Source organism: Chryseobacterium edaphi (genome assembly GCF_025628985.1).
Lineage (GTDB): Bacteria > Bacteroidota > Bacteroidia > Flavobacteriales > Weeksellaceae > Chryseobacterium > Chryseobacterium edaphi.
Window position 1 is genome coordinate 958,851 of sequence record NZ_JAOTEM010000001.1, and the last position, 19,763, is coordinate 978,613.

General features: G+C 33.0%; 21 protein-coding genes. 8 read left to right on the top strand and 13 right to left on the bottom strand.

Annotation, left to right across the window (positions count from 1 at the left end):
* Position 1: 1 nt before the first annotated feature.
* A complete protein-coding gene (locus NZ698_RS04455; RefSeq protein ID WP_229984884.1) occupies positions 2-325 on the bottom strand; it encodes a translation initiation factor in 324 nt (107 codons plus the stop codon).
* A gap of 383 nt (positions 326-708) precedes the next feature.
* Between NZ698_RS04455 and gpmI the strand changes: the two genes are divergently transcribed.
* From gpmI to NZ698_RS04480, 5 genes are all read left to right on the top strand, one after another.
* Positions 709-2,250 (top strand): 2,3-bisphosphoglycerate-independent phosphoglycerate mutase, encoded by a 1,542-nt coding sequence (gpmI, locus tag NZ698_RS04460; RefSeq protein ID WP_263001885.1) that lies wholly within the window; start codon positions 709-711, stop codon positions 2,248-2,250.
* A 151-nt stretch (positions 2,251-2,401) separates the two neighbouring features.
* Positions 2,402-3,379 carry an acyl-ACP desaturase gene (locus tag NZ698_RS04465; RefSeq protein WP_263001886.1) on the top strand — a complete coding sequence of 326 codons (978 nt, stop codon included), beginning with the start codon at positions 2,402-2,404 and terminating at the stop codon, positions 3,377-3,379.
* Between the two features lie 96 nt (positions 3,380-3,475).
* Entirely contained in the window at positions 3,476-3,907 is a 432-nt protein-coding gene (locus NZ698_RS04470) for a BT0820 family HAD-type phosphatase (protein ID WP_263001887.1), read from the top strand.
* A gap of 104 nt (positions 3,908-4,011) precedes the next feature.
* Positions 4,012-4,821 (top strand): type I methionyl aminopeptidase, encoded by an 810-nt coding sequence (gene map / locus NZ698_RS04475; protein ID WP_263001888.1) that lies wholly within the window; start codon positions 4,012-4,014, stop codon positions 4,819-4,821.
* Entirely contained in the window at positions 4,821-5,588 is a 768-nt protein-coding gene (locus NZ698_RS04480; RefSeq protein WP_263001889.1) for a class I SAM-dependent methyltransferase, read from the top strand. The genes map and NZ698_RS04480 overlap by 1 nt, the downstream gene beginning before the upstream one ends.
* Positions 5,589-5,640: 52 nt before the next feature.
* Here the strand turns inward: NZ698_RS04480 and NZ698_RS04485 are convergent, their stop codons facing one another.
* The 3 genes from NZ698_RS04485 to NZ698_RS04495 form a co-directional block, all read right to left on the bottom strand.
* On the bottom strand, positions 5,641-6,342 hold the full coding sequence (locus tag NZ698_RS04485) for a T9SS type A sorting domain-containing protein (RefSeq protein WP_263001890.1): 702 nt from the start codon (positions 6,340-6,342) through the stop codon (positions 5,641-5,643).
* 78 nt (positions 6,343-6,420) lie between these two features.
* Entirely contained in the window at positions 6,421-6,747 is a 327-nt protein-coding gene (locus tag NZ698_RS04490; RefSeq protein WP_263001891.1) for a DMT family transporter, read from the bottom strand.
* 195 nt (positions 6,748-6,942) lie between these two features.
* Complete coding sequence (locus NZ698_RS04495; RefSeq protein WP_263001892.1) at positions 6,943-7,506, bottom strand: Crp/Fnr family transcriptional regulator; 564 nt, start codon at positions 7,504-7,506, stop codon at positions 6,943-6,945.
* A gap of 249 nt (positions 7,507-7,755) precedes the next feature.
* On the opposite strand from NZ698_RS04495, the gene era reads away from it, so the two are divergent.
* Both era and NZ698_RS04505 read left to right on the top strand, forming a co-directional pair.
* Positions 7,756-8,631: a GTPase Era gene (gene era, locus NZ698_RS04500; protein WP_263001893.1), complete on the top strand. Its 876-nt coding sequence runs from the start codon at positions 7,756-7,758 to the stop codon at positions 8,629-8,631.
* A gap of 67 nt (positions 8,632-8,698) precedes the next feature.
* Entirely contained in the window at positions 8,699-9,127 is a 429-nt protein-coding gene (locus NZ698_RS04505; protein ID WP_263001894.1) for a DoxX family protein, read from the top strand.
* A gap of 87 nt (positions 9,128-9,214) precedes the next feature.
* On the opposite strand, the gene NZ698_RS04510 is transcribed toward NZ698_RS04505, so the two are convergent.
* Both NZ698_RS04510 and NZ698_RS04515 read right to left on the bottom strand, forming a co-directional pair.
* The gene (locus NZ698_RS04510) at positions 9,215-9,736 is read right to left on the bottom strand and encodes a GNAT family N-acetyltransferase (protein WP_263001895.1); all 522 of its coding nucleotides are present in this window, start codon (positions 9,734-9,736) and stop codon (positions 9,215-9,217) included.
* 7 nt (positions 9,737-9,743) lie between these two features.
* Positions 9,744-10,295 (bottom strand): GNAT family N-acetyltransferase, encoded by a 552-nt coding sequence (locus NZ698_RS04515; RefSeq protein WP_438265551.1) that lies wholly within the window; start codon positions 10,293-10,295, stop codon positions 9,744-9,746.
* A 150-nt stretch (positions 10,296-10,445) separates the two neighbouring features.
* Here NZ698_RS04515 and NZ698_RS04520 point away from each other — a divergent pair, with 150 nt between their 5' ends.
* On the top strand, positions 10,446-11,000 hold the full coding sequence (locus tag NZ698_RS04520) for a Crp/Fnr family transcriptional regulator (RefSeq protein WP_263001896.1): 555 nt from the start codon (positions 10,446-10,448) through the stop codon (positions 10,998-11,000).
* 28 nt (positions 11,001-11,028) lie between these two features.
* Here the strand turns inward: NZ698_RS04520 and NZ698_RS04525 are convergent, their stop codons facing one another.
* The 7 genes from NZ698_RS04525 to NZ698_RS04555 form a co-directional block, all read right to left on the bottom strand.
* On the bottom strand, positions 11,029-11,517 hold the full coding sequence (locus NZ698_RS04525; RefSeq protein WP_263001897.1) for a hypothetical protein: 489 nt from the start codon (positions 11,515-11,517) through the stop codon (positions 11,029-11,031).
* Positions 11,518-11,577: 60 nt separating this feature from the next.
* Positions 11,578-12,942: an MATE family efflux transporter gene (locus NZ698_RS04530; RefSeq protein ID WP_263001898.1), complete on the bottom strand. Its 1,365-nt coding sequence runs from the start codon at positions 12,940-12,942 to the stop codon at positions 11,578-11,580.
* Positions 12,943-13,011: 69 nt separating this feature from the next.
* Positions 13,012-14,196, bottom strand: a complete 1,185-nt coding sequence (locus tag NZ698_RS04535) for a sigma-54-dependent transcriptional regulator (RefSeq protein ID WP_263001899.1) — start codon at positions 14,194-14,196, stop codon at positions 13,012-13,014.
* A 53-nt stretch (positions 14,197-14,249) separates the two neighbouring features.
* Positions 14,250-14,912 carry a YggS family pyridoxal phosphate-dependent enzyme gene (locus NZ698_RS04540; protein WP_263001900.1) on the bottom strand — a complete coding sequence of 221 codons (663 nt, stop codon included), beginning with the start codon at positions 14,910-14,912 and terminating at the stop codon, positions 14,250-14,252.
* A 164-nt stretch (positions 14,913-15,076) separates the two neighbouring features.
* Positions 15,077-15,943: a polysaccharide deacetylase family protein gene (locus tag NZ698_RS04545; RefSeq protein WP_263001901.1), complete on the bottom strand. Its 867-nt coding sequence runs from the start codon at positions 15,941-15,943 to the stop codon at positions 15,077-15,079.
* A 118-nt stretch (positions 15,944-16,061) separates the two neighbouring features.
* On the bottom strand, positions 16,062-16,790 hold the full coding sequence (locus NZ698_RS04550) for a DUF72 domain-containing protein (RefSeq protein WP_263001902.1): 729 nt from the start codon (positions 16,788-16,790) through the stop codon (positions 16,062-16,064).
* 151 nt (positions 16,791-16,941) lie between these two features.
* Positions 16,942-19,683 (bottom strand): heavy metal translocating P-type ATPase, encoded by a 2,742-nt coding sequence (locus tag NZ698_RS04555; RefSeq protein ID WP_263001903.1) that lies wholly within the window; start codon positions 19,681-19,683, stop codon positions 16,942-16,944.
* Positions 19,684-19,763 lie beyond the last annotated feature (80 nt).

Below are 19,763 nucleotides of genomic sequence, written 5' to 3' on the forward strand. Positions count from 1 at the left end.
ATTATCCGCCGACTCTTTTTGTCTTAAAGCCCAAATCTTTAAGAATAGTCATGATTTTATCACGGTTATCGCCTTGAATGATAATCGTACCGTCTTTTTCAGAACCACCTATTCCAAGTGTGGTTTTTATTTTTTTCGAAATCTTTTTTAAATCTTCCTCGCTTCCTTCCCAACCTTCAACGATGGTTACGGGTTTTCCGTTTCTGCCTTTCTTTTCAAACTTACAAACCAAAGGTTCTTTTTGCTTAAACTGTTCTTCGGGCATCTGGAATTCCTGCTCTTCATGCTCAGGAAAAAGGTTTTTAAGTTGATCACGTAAATCCATACAGCAAAATTAATAAAATATTTAAAAGGTTCAATAATTTATAAAAAGCATACAAAATCTTTATTAAAAAAATCTGTGAAAATCTGTGCATTACGTGGGAATAATTATCCCGCAGATCACACAGATTTTCACAGATAATGGAGAGTAGAAACTTCAATTCTTAAAATCATTCATCATTGTATTACTTTGTTAAATGAAATGCCTTAGTTTTTCCTAATTCAGAAATTTCATTTGGAAAAACTTTGTCTCTCATTGCGATAAAGAAAAATAAGGAAAAAATATAATGGTGAAAAAGAAAGATTTTTTTAATAAAAATTTAAGTTGCTCAAATTCTTCAATTCATTTCAAAATCGATAAATTTGTTTGTTAAAAAATAAATTAAGATGTCAAAAAAAGCAATACTGGCAATACTTGACGGATGGGGTTTGGGTCAAAATCCTGAAGTTTCCGCATTAGCTCAGGCAAATACACCATTTATAGATAGCTGTTATCAAAAATATCCTCATACAACTTTAGAAGCAAGCGGTTTGGCTGTCGGACTTCCACTGGGACAAATGGGAAATTCTGAAGTTGGTCACATGAATCTGGGTGCAGGAAGAGTCGTGTATCAAAATTTAGTAAAACTCAATATGGCAGTCGAGAATGGAACTTTAGGTCATGAAGACGTCATTCAGGAAGCTTTTGCTTATGCCAAAACAGAAAATAAAAATGTACATTTCATCGGACTGGTTTCGAATGGAGGAGTGCATTCACATATCAACCACTTAAAAGGATTATTAACTGCTGCAAGTGAATATGGACTTCACGAAAATGTTTATGTTCATGCATTTACAGACGGCAGAGATTGTGATCCGCATTCAGGTTTAGGTTTTATCGAAGAACTTCAAAATCACATGAGTTCTACAACCGGCGAATTAGCGACCGTGATCGGAAGATATTATGCAATGGACAGAGATAAGCGTTGGGAGCGTGTAAAATTAGCTTATGATGCGATGGTCAACGGAATTGGACAAAGAACAACGGATGCTGCTTCTGTCATTCAGAATTCTTATAATGAAGGAGTGACAGATGAATTTATCAAACCAATTATTTTAGTTAAAGAAACGCAGATTGGTAATGTTGTTCCGGTTGCAAACATTGTTGATAATGATGTGGTGATTTGCTTCAATTTTCGTACAGATCGTGGAAGAGAGATTACAGAGGTTCTTTGTCAGCATGACATGCCGGAATATTTCATGAGAAAACTAAATCTTCATTACGTTACGTTGACCAATTATGATAAAACCTATGAAAACGTTCATGTTGTTTTTGATGAAGAAGTTTTAAGAGAAACAATGGGCGAAATTCTGGAAAGAAACGGCAAAAGCCAGATCAGAATCGCCGAAACAGAAAAATATCCTCACGTTACATTTTTCTTTTCAGGAGGTCGTGAAGAAGAATTTCACGGTGAAAAAAGGTTGCTTTGTCCGAGTCCGAAAGACGTTCCGACTTATGACCTTAAACCTGAAATGTCTGCATACGATATTACAAATGCTATTGTTCCCGAATTAGAGAATGGAACTGCTGATTTTATCTGTTTAAATTTCGCAAATACCGATATGGTTGGTCATACAGGAGTTTTTGAAGCTGCTGTAAAAGCTGCCGAAACTGTAGATAAATGTATTGAAAAAGTGGCAACAACAGCTTACGAGCATGGTTACGCTGTATTTATTCTTGCAGATCATGGAAATTCTGACGTAATGATTAACGCAGATGGTTCGCCAAATACGCAGCATTCAACCAATTTAGTTCCTCTAATTGTGATGGATAAAGATCATGAATGGAATTTAAAACCAGGTAAATTGGGAGATATGGCTCCAACAATTTTATCAGTGATGGGAGTCGAAATTCCGGCAATTATGACGGGAGATATTTTAGTGAGCTAAAATTTAAAATAATATGATATAAATACCGTTATCTTTGAAGATGTCGGTATTTTTTTTATGATTTTGGTCAGACATGCTATGAGAGACATATAATATTATGCTCCAAATAATAAAATATTAATATCTTTGTAAATTATAAACGTATTTTAGAATGTACAATAAACTCGTAAGAAAAGAGGTAATGGGTATTTTGGAAAAGGAAGTAGGTTCTTTTCTTGATAAATTTTTGACGCCAATTGAAAAAATCTGGCAGCCATCAGACTATTTACCTGATCCTTCAAGTGATGATTTTAAATACGATTTAGATGAAATTCAGACTTTTGCGCACGAAATGCCTTACGACCTTTTTGTGACCTTAATTGGTGACTGTATTACCGAAGAAGCTTTACCATCTTACGAATCATGGTTGATGGGAGTTGACGGAGTAGATCAGGAAGAAAAAGTAGGTTGGGCAAATTGGGTGAGATCTTGGACAGGTGAAGAAAACCGTCACGGAGATTTATTAAACAAATATCTCTATCTGTGCGGAAGAGTCAATATGCGAGAAGTTGAAATTACTACTCAATACTTAATCAGTGATGGTTTTGATTTGGGAACAAGCATGGATCCATATAGAAATTTCGTGTACACAAGTTTTCAGGAGACTGCAACGAATATTTCTCACAGAAGAGTAGGAACTTTAGCAAAACAATCCGGAAACGGAAAATTAGCAAAAATGTGCGGAGTTATTGCTGCAGATGAAGCAAGACATGCAAAAGCTTATAAACATTTTGTAGCAAAAATCCTTGAGCTTGATCCGTCAGAAATGATTCTGGCTTTTGAAGATATGATGCGTAAGAAAATCGTAATGCCTGCTCACTTAATGAGACAGTCAGGACAAAAAGCAGGAGAACTTTGGGGACATTTTTCAGATGCGGCGCAAAGATGTATGGTTTATACAGGTCAGGATTACATCAATATCATGAAAGATTTGTTGGATGAATGGAAAATCGAACACGTTACGGGTCTTACAGAAAAAGCTGAAAAAGCTCAGGAATACCTGATGAAGCTACCATCGAGACTACAAAAAATCACAGACAGGGTTTCTACACCTGATCTTCAGTTTCAGTTTAGCTGGGTAAAACACTAATTTCCAATTTAACATTAAATTATAAGTAGGAGTGCCGGATGTTTTTTCGGCACTCTTTTAATTATTTATTATCTTTGCCAAGCTAAAAAGAACAAAATGATTAGTAATAAAAAAATTGCTGTAGATTTCGACGGAACAATCGTAGATGATGCTTATCCCGGAATTGGAAAGGCAAAGATTTTTGCGTTCGAGACACTGAAAAAACTCCAGACTCAAGGATATAGATTGATTTTGTGGACGTACAGACACGGTAAAACTCTTGATGAAGCCATAGAATTTTGCAGAAAAAACGGAGTGGAGTTCTATGCTATTAATTCAAGTTTTGAAGGTGAAGTTTTTGACAGCGAAACGCAATCAAGAAAACTGGATGCAGATTGGTTTATCGATGACAGGAATCTTGGAGGTTTTCCTGGTTGGGGAGAAATCTACAATATTATTAATGAAAGAATAGAATTCCGTGTAGAAGGGAAGGAAGTTTTAGCATATTCAAAACTAAAAAAAGAAAAGAAAAAAGGACTTTTCTGGTAAAATAATTAATGTAATAATTTACCAACACAACAATCTACCAATCAGAATGAGCAGACATTGTTACGCTGATACACTGTTATATTGTTACATTTATAAATTAAACAATGATTCAATTAAAAACGATAGACGAGCTTCGTCTTATGAGAGAAAGTGCTCAGTTGGTTTCGCGCACATTAGGAATGTTGGCAAAGGAAATCAAACCGGGAATTACCACTTTATATTTAGATAAATTAGCTCACGATTTCATCAAAGATCACGGTGCAGAACCTGCATTTTTAGGATACGGAGGCTTTCCGTATTCGTTGTGTATTTCACCTAACGAACAAGTAGTTCACGGTTTTCCAAGCAAAGAAGAAATCAAAGAAGGTGACGTACTTTCTGTGGATTGCGGAGCTGTTTTGAATGGTTTTGTAGGAGATCACGCTTATACTTTCGAAATTGGAGAAGTAAAACCTGAAATCAAAAAGCTGCTTAAAGTAACCAAAGAATCTTTATACAAAGGAATCGAACAATGTGTGAGAGGCAAAAGAATTGGAGATATTTCTCATGCGATTCAGTCTCATTGCGAGAAAGAGGGTTATGGTGTTGTAAGAGAATTGGTTGGTCATGGAGTTGGTAGAAAAATGCATGAAGATCCGCAAGTTCCAAACTACGGAAGACAGGGAAGTGGTAAAATCATCAAAGATGGTTTGACGATTGCGATCGAACCAATGGTGAATTTGGGAACTGAAAAAGTGAAATTCCATAATGATGGTTGGACGGTTACAACTCTTGATAACCTTACTTCAGCGCATTTTGAGCATGATGTAGCGGTAATTAACGGAAAACCTGTGTTACTTTCTACATTTAAATATGTTTATGAAGCTTTAGGAATCGAAAGCGATGAAGAAAAGCCTTTCCAAATGGAATTTTAATGAAAAAGCTGACTAAGTTTTTATTAAATAAAATCCCTCGTCCGATGCTTATTCAGATGAGTGTTTGGGCGCGACCGCTCATTTATCAGTTCTTTAAAGGAGATCAGTTTTTTGATCCGATTGACGGAAGATCTTACAGGAAATTTCTTCCTTACGGCTACGGAAAACAGAGAGAAAATGCTTTGTCACCCGGAACTTTGAGCCTGGAAAGACACCGCCAAATGTGGCTCTATCTTCAGAATGAAACCGATTTTTTCATTAAAAATTCTAAAGTTCTTCACATCGCCCCGGAACAGGAATTTCTGAGAAAATTTAAAAGAATGAGTAATCTCAATTATATTTCCGCAGATTTATATTCTCCGATTGTAGATGTAAAAGCTGATATTTTAGATTTACCTTTTGAAAATGACACTTTCGATGTGATCTTCTGTAATCACGTTTTAGAACATATTGAAGATGATTCTAAAGCAATGAGCGAATTGTACCGAGTTTTGAAACCGGGCGGTTGGGGAATTATCCAGGTTCCTATGAAAAATTCTTTGGAGAAAACGTATGAAGATTTTACGATAAAAGATCCGAAAGAACGTCAGAAACATTTTGGTCAGTACGACCATGTTCGTTGGTACGGAATGGATTATTTTGATCGTTTGAGAAATGTTGGTTTTGAAACTGAACCCAATTTTTATTCAAAACAATTCAGCGATGCTGAAATTTTAAAATACGGACTCAATCACAACGAAATTTTACCTGTGGTTTATAAAAAATAAAAAAACGTCTTCAAAATCTGAAGACGTTTTTTGTTTGATTTAAACCTAAAAATTAATCTTTTATAAAAAGTTCAGGCTTGAAATTTTCAATCATCAAAATATATTGACCTTTTTGAAATTGACTCACATCAACTTTTACGGATTTGTCAGAAGTCAAAGTTTCGTAAACCAATTTACCTGACATTTCATAAATTTTCAGATTTAAATTTCTTTCAATATTTTCTATTGTTAAAAAATCTTTCGCAGGATTTGGGTAGATTTTTATACTCTTTTCAATTACATGATCCTTTGTTCCCAAAAATGAATTGTTATAGTATATTTTATCTCCATTAGGACTTGTTATGATAAGAGTTTTGGAACTACCATTATTTACAATCTGATAATTAAAAATTGCTCCTGAAGTTGTATTCAAATAAAAATCACAATTTTTCTGATCATAAGCTTGTGCTGCAGTTGCATTTGTACCATTATAAACCAATAAAGTACAACCTCCACCTTGTCTGGTAAAGCTATCTGTCACCGTATTGAAAGTGATTGTAGAACCAGCTGTATTGTAATAAGACGAGTTAAAATTATAAGTACCTCCATTATTACTGAACAAAGAAGTCCCTGTTGGAACTTGCATAATCGGACTTACTGTAGTTTGATTATTGATAATCATTTGCGAAATGTACCAATTGTTACTAAAAAGATCAGCGTTTTGTGCAGAAATAAAATTGCTGAGAAATGTTAAAAAGAGTAAAGCTTTTTTCATGTAAATTTTTATCTAAAGATACAAAATAAAATTATTCTGCAACTGGTGATAAATATTAAATTTAATTTGTACAATTAATCAATGAGAAACCGCTTTTAATCCAATCACAGAACCAATCAAAGTACAGATAAAAAATACTCTCCAAAAACTTATAGGATCTTTAAAGACTAAAATTCCCATTAAGACGGTTCCTACTGCGCCAATTCCTGTCCAGACTGCATATGCGGTTCCTATTGGTAATGTTTCCGTAGCTTTAATGAGAAGCAGCATACTGATTGTAAGACAAGCCAGAAAACCACCAAACCACCAATACATTTCGCTTCCTGAGGTTTCTTTTACTTTTCCTAAACAAGAGGCAAAGCCAACTTCAAATAATCCTGCAATAATTAAAATAACCCAATTCATAAAATTAATTTATGTTGCAAAATTGGGAATTTGATTTGGTTTAAAATTTTACAAATGATAAAAAATGATCAGATTTTATCTTGAATAGAAATTTTACTTAAAATATAAATATTTATCTCGCATATTTGGCAAATTAAGCAGATCAAGAAAATAAATCTGCTTCATCAGCATAATCAGCGAGAGTTTAAATTAAGATTATTTTATTTCTGCGCGAATTCTGCTCAAACTTACTTGGGTAATTCCCAAATACGAAGCAATATGTCCCAACTGAACTCTTTGCAAAAGATAAGGTTTCTCTCGCAACAGATCTTTATATCTTTCCAACGCAGTTTTATATTGTCTTGAGATGATCAGTTCTTCCGTTTTTACCAATTCTCGTTCTGCAAATTTTCTTCCCCAATTAGCAATATGAATATCTTCGTTGAAAAGTTGTTTCAATTTTTTCGTCTCTAATTGATACAATTCGCAATCTTCAAGAAGTTCGATACTTTCATAACCAGGTTTTTCATCTACATAACTTTTCATTGATACGATTGGCTCTCCTTCAGTTCCGAACCAGAAAGTGATGTCATTATTTTCTGTCGAAGCATAAGCTCGTGCAATTCCTTTTTTTAAAAAATAAATTTGCGGAATAATTTTATTGGATTCCATTAAACAGAAACCTTTTGGATGATCAACTTCTGTAATAAATTGTTTCAGATTTTCCTTTGAAGCTAAAGGAAGAGGGTAGATGCGATCAATAATCTCGTCAATATTCATATAGAAATTAATATTTGCAGAAGTTATTTAGCTGAAAGTTATTTCTTTGTATTTCGTAGATAAGTGAAACGGCTTTGTCTATCTCATAAAATATTTGTCTATCAAAAACCCTTAGTTTAACCTTGCGATTTTAAATTATCTTCATTCAAAAATACACTTTTTTCAGCATCTAATTTTAATATAGACCACAAGACCGATTTTGTTTTACTAACTTTGCAAATCGTAATAAAAGCGACTTAATTTTTTTATATGCATAAAGCAGGATTTGTAAATATCGTTGGAAAGCCAAACGCCGGAAAATCAACCCTTCTGAATCAATTGATGGGTGAAAAACTGGCAATCGTAACTCAAAAGGCACAGACAACCAGACATAGAATATTTGGAATTTATAACGAAGAAGACTTACAGATCGTATTTTCTGATACTCCCGGAGTTTTGGATCCTAAATACGGTTTGCAGGAAAAAATGATGGATTTTGTGAAAGATTCTTTACAGGATGCAGACGTTTTCCTTTTCATTGTAGACGTTACCGATAAATCAGAACAATCAGAATTTTTAATTGAAAAATTAAACAAGATTCCGGTTCCGGTTTTATTATTATTAAATAAAATTGACCAGACCAATCAGGAAGGTCTTGAGAAAATAGCAACCGAATGGCACGAAAGAATTCCTAAAGCGGAGATTCTTCCTATTTCTGCTCTAAATGCTTTTAATATTGATGTTATTTTACCAAAATTAAAATCAATGTTACCGGAAAGTCCGGCCTATTATGACAAAGATATGTATACTGATAAGCCAGAAAGATTCTTTGTGAACGAAGCAATTCGTGAAAAAATCCTTTTAAATTATGAAAAGGAAATTCCATATTCTGTAGAAGTTGTGACAGAAATGTTCAAAGAAAATGAAGGAATTATTTTTATTGATTCTATCATTTATGTAGAAAGAGACACCCAAAAAGGAATTATCATTGGTCATAAAGGTGAAGCCATCAAAAAAGTAGGAACTGAAGCAAGAATAGATCTGGAGAAATTTTTCGCAAAAAAAATTCATTTGAATCTGTTTGTTAAAGTAAAAAAAGACTGGAGAAAAAACGACAGAGATCTGAAGAATTTCGGATACAGATAGACTAAAAAGTCAATATTCATCGTTGTATAAGTAGATTTTTCTTATCTTTAAAATAAATATTCAATCAATGACCTATTTTAATTCAAAAACGAATCTGGTACTCATCGACATTGTATTATTAATTGTAAGATTATTTGTAGGATTTGCTATGTTATCTCATGGTTTTCCAAAACTTCAGATGTTGCTTGAGGGAGGAGATATCAAGTTTTTTGATTTTCTGGGATTGGGACCAAAAATATCTTTGGGTCTAACTGTTTTTGCAGAATTTGTTTGTTCAATATTTCTGATATTGGGATTATTCACCAGAATTGCAGTAGGATTTCTGATGTTTACAATGTTTGTTGCAGGCTTTATAGTTCATGGTTCAGATGCTTTTGATAAAAGAGAAATAAGTTTACTCTATTTAAGTATCTATCTTTTAATAATGGTTTTAGGAGCAGGTAGATTTTCTATCGACGGAATGATAGAAAAAAGAAGAAGAGCTTCAGAATGGTAGATGTAATACTTTAAAATATAGAAAGCGGTAATTTTTTTACCGCTTTTTTTATGGATTTTAAATTCGGACTTTTATCAATCAAATGAACTATCTTAAATCTAACTTCATCATTATATCTGTCTGTTCTTCGTTACCAAACTTGAAAATATGCTTGTTAAATTCCTTAAAACCGTTTTTCCTGTAAAACTGTATTGCACGTAAATTTTCTTCCCAAACTCCGAGCCAGACATAATCAACATTTTCATCTTTAGCAATCTGTAATGCTTTATCATAAAGTATTTGTCCGACTTTTTGACCATGGAAATCTTTAGAAACGTAGATTCTTTCTATTTCTAAAGCATTACTATTCTGTAATTCGGTTTGCGCATCACCAATATTGACTTTCAAATAACCGATTACCTTATTTTCGGAAAGTGCAAAGTAAAATTTTGAGTTTTGATTCTGTATTTCTGAAATTAATTTTTCTTCTGTAAATCCTTCGCTGAGATATTTCATCATATTCTCTTCAGTATTATGTGGTGAGAATGTGTCAAAAAAAGTTTGCTTTGCTATTTGCTGTAGTTGCTCTATATCATTTTGATTTACAGCTTTAAGTATAATGTTGTCCATTGGAATTTTAATATTTTGTATTTTCAATTTTGTAAATTAATCCTTTCTGACCATCAAAGTCAAAATCTTTTACATAGTGGAGTCCGATTTTTTCCAAGACTTTAATGGATGCCTGATTTTCTTTCATTGCTCTTCCTATAATTGTTTTTAGATTGAGTTTTTCGAATCCGTAATTTAAACAGGCTTTTGCACTTTCGGTCGCGAAACCCTGACTCCAGAAATTTTCAAAAAATCTGAAACCAATATCCGTTTCATGTGATTTTTTATCATATTTTAATCCGCACCAACCAAGAAATTCTGTTGTTGATTTGTTGATTACTGCCCATCTTCCGAAACCATTTTCTTTATAGTCAGAATAATTTTCTAAGAATCTTTTAGCCTCATCAATATCTTTAAATGCTAAATTTCCGGTATATTTTATAACATTTGGATTTAAATTTAAGTCATAAAAGCTTTCTGCATCATTCATATTAAATTCTCTGAGCAGAAGTCGAGTTGTTTCAAGAATCAATCCTTCCATTTTAATGTTTAAATTATATGGTAATTTAAGGAATTTCATGAAAATCAATTAAAGTTTAATAGAAATTAGATTCGATATAAATACCAATCATTGTAATCGCAATGTTCATATTCTGTTTACTTTAGATTTTGTAATTTTCTGTCGACAAAAATTCAATATAAAATTGAAGAAAAATTGTCGTAAACAGTTATGATACGAACCAATCCAATATTTTTAGATTATCTTGACGAGCTCTATAATAAGCAAGAAAACAAGCAGGAAATAATTCTCAAATCTTTTGATAAAGAAGATAGAATACTGACACAGAATGAAGTTTCTGATGAAATAATGCTTATCAAAAGTGGAATCACTAAATGTTTTTTCGTAGAAGAAAATGATAAAGAATATATTGTCGAATTCTTGGGGAAAGGTGAGATCATCGGTGAAATAGAAGTGATCAAAAACGTTCCTTGTCTTTGCAGTATCGAAGCCATGACAGAAGTGCAGGTTTATTTGATGACGATACCTTATTTTCAATCATTAATCAAAAATGATTTAACTATCAATAATCTTTTGCTTGATGTTTTCGCAGAACGTATCGTACAGACTTCCAGTAGAGCGTCTCATCAACAGCTTACAGAAAATACTTTATCGGAACTTCTGGATGTAAAAACAAAAGAAATGAAAATCTCAAAAAGTGATATGGCTGCTTATTTAGGAATTTCACTGAGAAGTATGAATAAAGCTTTAAAAAAGATTGAATAATAAAGTAACGTTCTTAGGTAATTTACAATTATAATGAATCTGAAATTGGATATATTATGTGAATAAGTTTGGTTCTCCATCTTTTGAGAATTTCAACAATTTCATCAAGATTTTTATCTGCATTTAAAAGATTGATTCCGTTATAAATAGGATAATCATTTGTTGTTAAGTTAAATTTTTTTAATGCTTCCTGATCTGTATTTTCTCCTGAAGTTATATGCTTTGCCAACTTAATAATCAAATCAACATTTGGCTCAAATTCATAAAATTTTGAGTAATCTTTTTCTTTAAAATAAATTCTGATTGTTGAATAAATATAATTTTCAAAAGCTAAAATTGCCAATCGGTAAATTGCTTCACACTCCTGTCTTTCGTCCATAGTTCCCCACCAATCACTTGATAGTTCGTTATGAAAAAGATTTTTTATAGCTTTATTCACTCCCTCAATAATAATTTCTAATCTTGAAATTTTTTCATCCCAGTTTAAAGCGCTTTTTCTAATTTGATCTATTGTCAAATCCTTAATATGTTTTAAATATAAATATAAAAAAAACGATCTAAAAAGACCGCTTTCAATTTATAATTTATTTGATTCAATTCTCTTCGCAGACAAATTGAGAAATCGTATGACGAGCATTACTGCGGAAATCGTTAATCCTAATCCGAGAGCAATCCACATTCCGAAAGCGCCCATTTTCATCGTTACACAAAGGAAATATCCTAAAGGAATTGTAATCACCCAATATGCAATAAACGTGTAAATAGAAGGAACTTTCACATCCTGTAATCCTCTTAAAGTTCCTAAAGCAGTTACCTGAATTCCGTCTGACAATTGGAAAAGAGCAGCGATAATCATGAGTTTTGAGGCTAAAGTAATTACTTCTATTTCTTCACTTTTAGTAAAGAATGTCGGAAGAATATTTCGTCCCAAAATAAAGATTACACCACAAATACACATAAAAATAAAAGCAATTTTCAAATTATTGATCCCGACTTTTCTAAGTTCAACGAAATTTTGTTCGCCTAATTTTCTCCCGATCATCACTGTTGAAGCAACACTAAAACCGATACATAAATTAAAAGTAAACGAAGCCATGCTTAATGCAATTTGATGTGAAGCAATGTCGTGTGAAGAAATCAGTCCGCAAATAAAAGCTGCTGCGGCGAAAGCAGTCACTTCAAAAAACATCTGCAAAGCGGTAGGGAAACCGATTCTTATCATTTTTTCAAACATTTTCTTTGAGAAAACTTCTACTTTTAATGTGAAATCTTTGATATACTGTCTTGTCTTTTTTTCTTTAAGTAAAACATAATAGAGAAAAACAACCATAAAAACTCTCGCAATTAAACTTGCTAAAGCTGAACCTTTCACCCCCATTTCAGGGAAAATCCATAATCCTTTGATGAAAACATAGTTTAAAACAATGTTGATTACGTTGGCAATAATTGTCGCCTTAGTAACTCCGATCGTGTAAGAAAGTCCTTCAGAAACTTCTCTTAATGTCTGGAATGCCATAAATGGAACAATGCTGATTGCCATGATCCAAAGAAAATCTACCGTATCTGGAATGATTTTTTCCGGTTGTCCGGATTTGTAGAGCAGTGGTAATCCCAAAAAAAGAATTGTCATCAGAAGAATTCCGACCGACATATTAATGACGAAACCATGACTGAAAACTGAATTGATCGTTTTGTGATCATTTTGCGAATGTGCTTCAGAAACCAGTGGCGGAATCGCAAAAGAAAATCCCAATGCCAAAACAAACATTGAGAAAAACACAGCGTTTCCTAAAGATACGGAAGCCAAAGCATCTGCTCCAAGCAATTTTCCGACAATAATATTATCAAATAAGTTCACCGAAACTTGCCCGACTTGCGTAAGCATTACAGGAAGTGCTAAAGTGAGGGCTTCTTTCGTGTAATTTTTATTTAAAAAGTTCATAACAGTTCAAAAAAAATTTGCAGTAATAATACTGCAAATTTTTATTCTATATTTTAATTAATAATTAAATTATTTTCTCACAAAACTTGCAACATCCTCTTCAGAAACCGTAGCTCCTCCAAGAATAATTAATCTTTCAACAACATTTCTCAGTTCTCTGATATTTCCAGTCCATGCAAGAGCTTTTAAAGCATCAATTGCAGTGTCGTCAAATTTTTTCAGAGCAGTACCATGCTCATCAGAAATCATCGTTGAAAAGTGGTCTACCAACAATTTGATATCTTCTTTTCTCTCATCCAAAGGCGGAACGTAGATTTCAATCACAGAAAGTCTGTGATACAAATCTTCTCTGAATCTTCCGGCTTCGATTTCCTTAGCCATATTTTTATTGGTTGCTGCAAGTACTCTTACATCAACTTTTATTTCTTTATCGCTTCCTACAGGAGAAACTTTGCTTTCCTGCAATGCTCTTAAAACTTTAGCCTGAGCAATCAGACTCATGTCTCCAATTTCATCTAAGAAAATAGTTCCACCGGTTGCCTGTTCAAATTTTCCCTGTTTATCTTTGATAGCACCTGTAAAAGAACCTTTTACATGGCCGAAAAGTTCAGATTCAATTAATTCAGAAGGAATTGCAGCACAGTTTACTTCCACCATCGGACCTCTTGCTCTTTCACTTAAATTGTGAATTGCATGAGCGACCAATTCTTTACCTGCACCGTTTGGACCTGTAATCAAAACTCTTGCATCAGAAACCGCCACTTTTTCAATCATCTCCTGAATTTTCTTCAAAGCCGCAGATTCACCGATCATTTGGTATTTCTTGTTGACTTTTCTTTTCAGAGTTTTATTTTCGGTTTGAAGATTTTTGTTTTCTTTCTTCAAAGTTTCCTTTACCAAAGCATTTTTCACACTGGTAATCAATCGGTTGATATCGATTGGTTTTGAGATAAAATCGTAAGCTCCATCCTTTAAGCAAGCTACCGCAGAATCGATGTCGGCATGTCCGGAAATCATGATAAATGTAGATTCAGGCTTTAAAATCAAACTTTGTTTTAAAAATTCAGTACCTGACATTTTAGGCATTTTGATATCTGAAATTACTAAGGCAAAGTCTTCTTTCTCAACTTGTTTGTAGCCTTCAAGGCCGTCTTCGGCAATAACAAATTCGTAATCGGTAAGTTCATCCGAAAGAATACTTTGAAGTACACCGGAGATTGCTTTTTCGTCTTCTACAATAAGGATTTTTTGCATAGTCGCAAATTTAGTTAATTTTTGCTCAATTGCATCAAAAACTGTTCCTAAATCTACGATTGGGAATAATCTCTTCGCCCGAAAATTGCCGAACCAACGCGCACAGAATTAGCTCCGCATTCAATAGCAATAGGGAAGTCGTCGCTCATTCCCATCGAAAGGGTTTGTAAAGGTTTCGTTTTATTTAAATCATCGAAAAGATCTTTTAAAATTTTAAATTCTTTTCTAACCTGATTTTCATCTTCCGTAAAAGTTGCCATTCCCATTAATCCGGTTATTTCTACATTGGAAAATTCACCGTTAACGAATTTTTGAAACAGATTTCTTGCTTCTTCAATTTCAAATCCGAATTTTGTTTCTTCTTCGGCAATTTTTATCTGAAGTAAAACATTAATCTTTCGGTTATATTTTGCAGCTTCTTTGTTGATTTCATTGAGAAGTTTCTCTGAATCTACACTTTGAATGGTGTCAATAAATTCTGCAATGTATTTTACTTTGTTGGTTTGAAGATGACCGATCAAATGCCATTCAATATCTTTCGGGAGTAAAGGATATTTTTCAGTCAATTCCTGAACTTTATTTTCACCAAAAACTTTTTGTCCTAATTCATAAACTTCCTGAATTGCTGAAATTGGGTGTGTTTTTGAAACCGCCACAAGCTGAACAGTTGCCGGAAGCTGATCTTTTATGTTGTTGTAATTTTCCTGAATACTCATAATTGCAAATTTCTGAAATTTAGAAAAGAAAAACTATTTAAATATGAATTTTGTTAAATTAAAATCCCACAGATTGCACAGATTTTCACAGAGGATTGAGTTTAATTTTATTTAATTGAAAAAATAACATCTGTGACCATCTGTGAAATCTGTGGGAGATTAAATTAATTCAAAACCTCATTAATTCTAGGATATTCTGAAATTTTTCTAAAAACAAAACGATTGCTTTTCTGAAGTTTTTCTATAAATAAGTCGAGCTCATTAATAGAATCTGCATCTGTGAGATATTGATCATGTGTAAGAAAAACCAAATGTCTTGAAGTTTTTTCTAAATCATTAAAGAATATGCTGTCTACTTTTTTGAGCATTTCCTGATGATTTCCTTTCAGTGCCATCTTATTGGTGGGTTTCCACTCCAGATCCCAACCGACAATTTTATAACCCGCATTTTTCAGGCTGTTTGCAGCTTCATTTGAACTTTTAAGATCCGTACTTGTAACATTATTGAGCCTCCAAATATTTCTTCCCGGCGTTCTTGCAATCTTATTTTTTAATTTTAAACTGTCTTTTGCAGTATCAAAATCATGAATTACAGCCGCAGGATTTCTATAAAATTCTGTGTATTTATTATGGGCGTGAGTATGACTGTGATTGGCTAATTCAACTAATCTATCTTTTCTTAAAGATTCAAGATCGTCTTTTTGCCCTTTGCTTCCTGCTGCGTGTTGACCGACCAAAAATGCTGTTGCGCAAACGTTTCTTTTATGAAGTATTTTTAAGAGATTGTCTGTACCTCGATTGGGTCCATCATCAAAAGTAAGATAGATGACTCTTTTGTCTGAGATGATATTTTTATCATCAATATTCTGGACTTTGATTGCGACGGGATGTTTTTCTGAAATCATCTTTTGAGATTCTTTCTTGTCTTTTTTCTCATTGCAGCTGTGTAATAAGATTGTGGTTGCACTCATCAATGCAAACACCCCAAGAAAAGTCCTGTTCACAGACTTTTCCGCAAAGTTTTTTTTCATAAAAGTAAATGGAAATTAAATTGTTAAAAAATGTTAAATTTTCAAAAATAAAGTTAACAAATTTCAAGCCAATTTCAGTAACACTTTTAGGTTTTTAATAAAATTTTAATAAAATATTTTAACCTAAAATTTTCTTCAAATATATACTGTTTTTTATGGCTGCATTTCCCCAGGTATTATTAAAGAATACATATGTTTTCATATATGACTTTTTAATTTTCTTAGCTAAATCATCTAGGAAATTTTCTGAATATTCTGATTTATAAAGAATAGGTTTTCCATGAAGACGATAGTACAGTATTTCTTCAGAATTGACAATTACCTCTTCTGAAAGCTTCCCTGGAAAGCTTACACCGGAGAAAACGATGTTATTGTCTTTTAAGGTTTTATAAATTTCATCATTCCACCACGATTCATGACGGAATTCAATGACGTTTAAAAAGCGATCATCAATATTTTCTAAAATGATGCTTAAATTCTCATCTGTATTTTTAAAAGAGGGAGGAAACTGATACAAAAATCCGGCAAGTTTTTCCTTTAAATGTGTTTCAATATGATTACAAAATTCTGTGATTTCATCTTTGCAATTTTCAAGTCTCTTTTCGTGTGAAATAGTCTTAGGAATTTTAATGAAAAATTTAAAATTTTCAGGCGTTTCGTCGAACCATTTTGTCAATGTTTTTGCGGTCGGTTTTCTGTAAAAAGTTGAATTAATTTCAACCGAATTGAACTGTTGAGAATAGAGAGTAAGATAGTCTTTGCTTTTTGCATCTTCCGGATAAAGAGAACCCTTCCAATCGTTGTTGTAAAATCCTGAACATCCGATGTAGATTTTTTCTTTTTCCATTTTTGAATCTTTAAAGTGTCGGTGAGATAAAACTTACATGCTATTAAATTCTCTCGCAGATTTTGCAGATTACGCAGATTTTAAGTTTAATTTGAATTTTTACACGCAATCATCTGCTCAATCAGCTCAATCTGCGAGAGATTAAAACTATTTATTTAATATTTAAATCCACAGAATTTAGCCTTAATGAATTTAAAATCACAGATAAAGAACTGAAACTCATCGCCGCCGCTGCAATCATTGGCGATAACAAAATTCCAAAAAACGGATACAACAATCCTGCCGCAATCGGTATTCCCAAAACATTATAAATGAAAGCGAAGAAAAGATTTTCTTTGATATTTTTAAGAAGTTTTTCGCTAAGAATTTTCGCTTTTGCTACACCAATTAAATCTCCTTTTAACAGAGTGATTTCTGAACTTTCAATAGCAACATCGGTTCCTGTTCCCATTGCAATTCCAATATTGGCTTGTGCTAAAGCAGGGGAGTCATTGATTCCGTCTCCTGTCATCGCTACGATTTTTCCTTGCTGTTGCAGCTTTTTCACCTCATTTAATTTATCTTCAGGAAGACAATTGGCTTTAAAATGTTTAATTCCAAGTGCTTCTGCAACTGCTTTTGCGGTATGCTCGTTATCACCTGTCATCATGATGACATCAATTCCATCATTTTGAAGTAGTTCGACTGCTTTTTTCGAGCTTTCCTTTATTTTATCGGTAAAACTTATAAATCCTAAAACTTCATTTTCTTGAGCAACGTACGAAATTGTATGAGCTTTTGATTGAATTTCCACAGCTTTTTGTTTTAAATTTTCAGGAATTTGAATTTGATTTAAAGTCAATAAATTTTCGTTTCCTAAATAAACTTTTTTTCCGTCAATGATTCCTTTTACACCTTTCCCGGAAATATTCTCAAATTCACTTACTTTTTCAGCACAAATATTTTCTTCTTTTGCTTTTTTAATGACCGCATTTGACAGCGGATGTTCTGAATTTTGGTTTAATGAATAAGCCAGTTTTAAAACTAAATTAGGATTATCATTTACAGATTCAATATGTTCAATAGAAGGTTTTCCTTCAGTTAAAGTTCCTGTTTTATCGGTAATTAGAACGTTTACTTTATTCATCTGTTCAAGAGCTTCAGCGTTTTTAATTAAAATACCATTCTTCGCTCCCTTACCAATTCCAACCATCAGAGACATTGGAGTTGCCAAACCTAAAGCACATGGACAAGCTACAATAAGAACCGCAACTGCATTGACGAAAGCAAACAGACTTTTTTTACCTTCTGGGCCAAAAATCTGCCAAGATATAAAAGTAAGAACAGCGACCAAAATTACAGTCGGAACAAAAACTTTTGCCACTTTATCGGTCAGTTTTTGAATCGGAGCACGACTTCGGCTTGCGTCATTCACCATTTTAATAATCTTCGACAGCAACGTTTCATCACCAACTTTTTCAGCTTTCATAATGAAAACCTGATTTCCGTTGATTGTTCCGGAAGTTACCTGATCGTTGATTTCTTTCTCAACTGGAATCGGTTCACCGGTGATCATACTTTCGTCGACCACAGAATTGCCTTCCGTTATTTTTCCGTCGACCGGAATTTTTTCACCTGGTTTTACTTTTAATAAATCGCCAATTTTTATTTCTGATAACGGAACTCTTTTTTCTTCTCCATTTACAATTAAATTGGCTTCATCCGGAGAAAGATTCATAAGTTCTTTAATGGCATTTCCTGTTTTTTTGTGAGCTAAAGCTTCCATTAATTGTCCTAAAATAACCAAAGTAATAATCACGCAAACCGCCTCAAAATATAAAGGACTTTCATGACCGTGACCTCTGATTTCGTGCGGAACAATATTTGGGAAAATTAAAGCAACAATACTGAAAATAAATGCTGCCGAAACGCCTAATGCAATCAAACTAAACATATTTAAGTTCCAGGTTTTAAAAGAAACGAAGCCTCTTTTTATCAAAAACCATCCGGAATAAAATAAGACTTGAATCGTCAAAGCAAGTTCAGTGAATCCCTGCATTTGATGAGAAAAAGGAAAGTTGATGAACATTCCGCCCATTGAAAGAATAAAAACGGGGATTGTGAAAATTAAAGAAGTAATGAATTTTCTTTTTAAAATATTATAAGTTTCGTCTTCTTCGTTGTCGCCATTTTTATCGGGATATTTAACCAAATCCATTCCGCAAACCGGACAACCAACATTAGAATCATATGTTTTATCACCTTCGCAGAACATCGGACAATAATATTTTCCCGCCATGTCATCAGTAACTTTCGGTGCTTCCTGATGTTGATGATTATGAGAATTTGTTTGATGATTTGAAACTGAATTTTTAACCAAATCTTCTGTAATTTCCTCTAAATGCATATGACAAATCGGACAATCCCCTTTCTCATCATAAATTTTATCACCTTCACAAAACATCGGACAATAATAATCTCCAACGTGATCTTTAAAATTTTTGGGTAAATTAGTTGTTGAAAACGTTGGTTTGAAATTTGGATCCTTCGCTAATTTTTCCTCGATAGGAACTAAAAACATATTGCAAACCGGACATCTTTCACCTTGTCTGAAATATACCTTCTCGCCTTCACATTCCATCGGACAATAATAAACTGAAGAAGGAGAAACTCTGTCCTGTGGTTTTATAAAGGCATTATCCAGACTTTTTGGATCTTCAAGTTTGTAATTTCCAATTTCTTTTAAAGCTTTATTTAATTCATTTAAATTAATTTCTTTGTGAGAAGTAATGGTTGCTGTATTTTCTTCAAGATTGATTTTAGCGTTGATATTTTCGAGACTGTTGAGTTTTTCTGAAATTTTTTTCTGACAACCTGAACAGGTCATCCCAAGTATTTTATATTGCTTTTGCATGATCCTAAATTTATTTTACAAATTTCCAAAATGAAAATGGAAGACTGTTATAAATTTAAGGATAATGTTTATAGAATTTG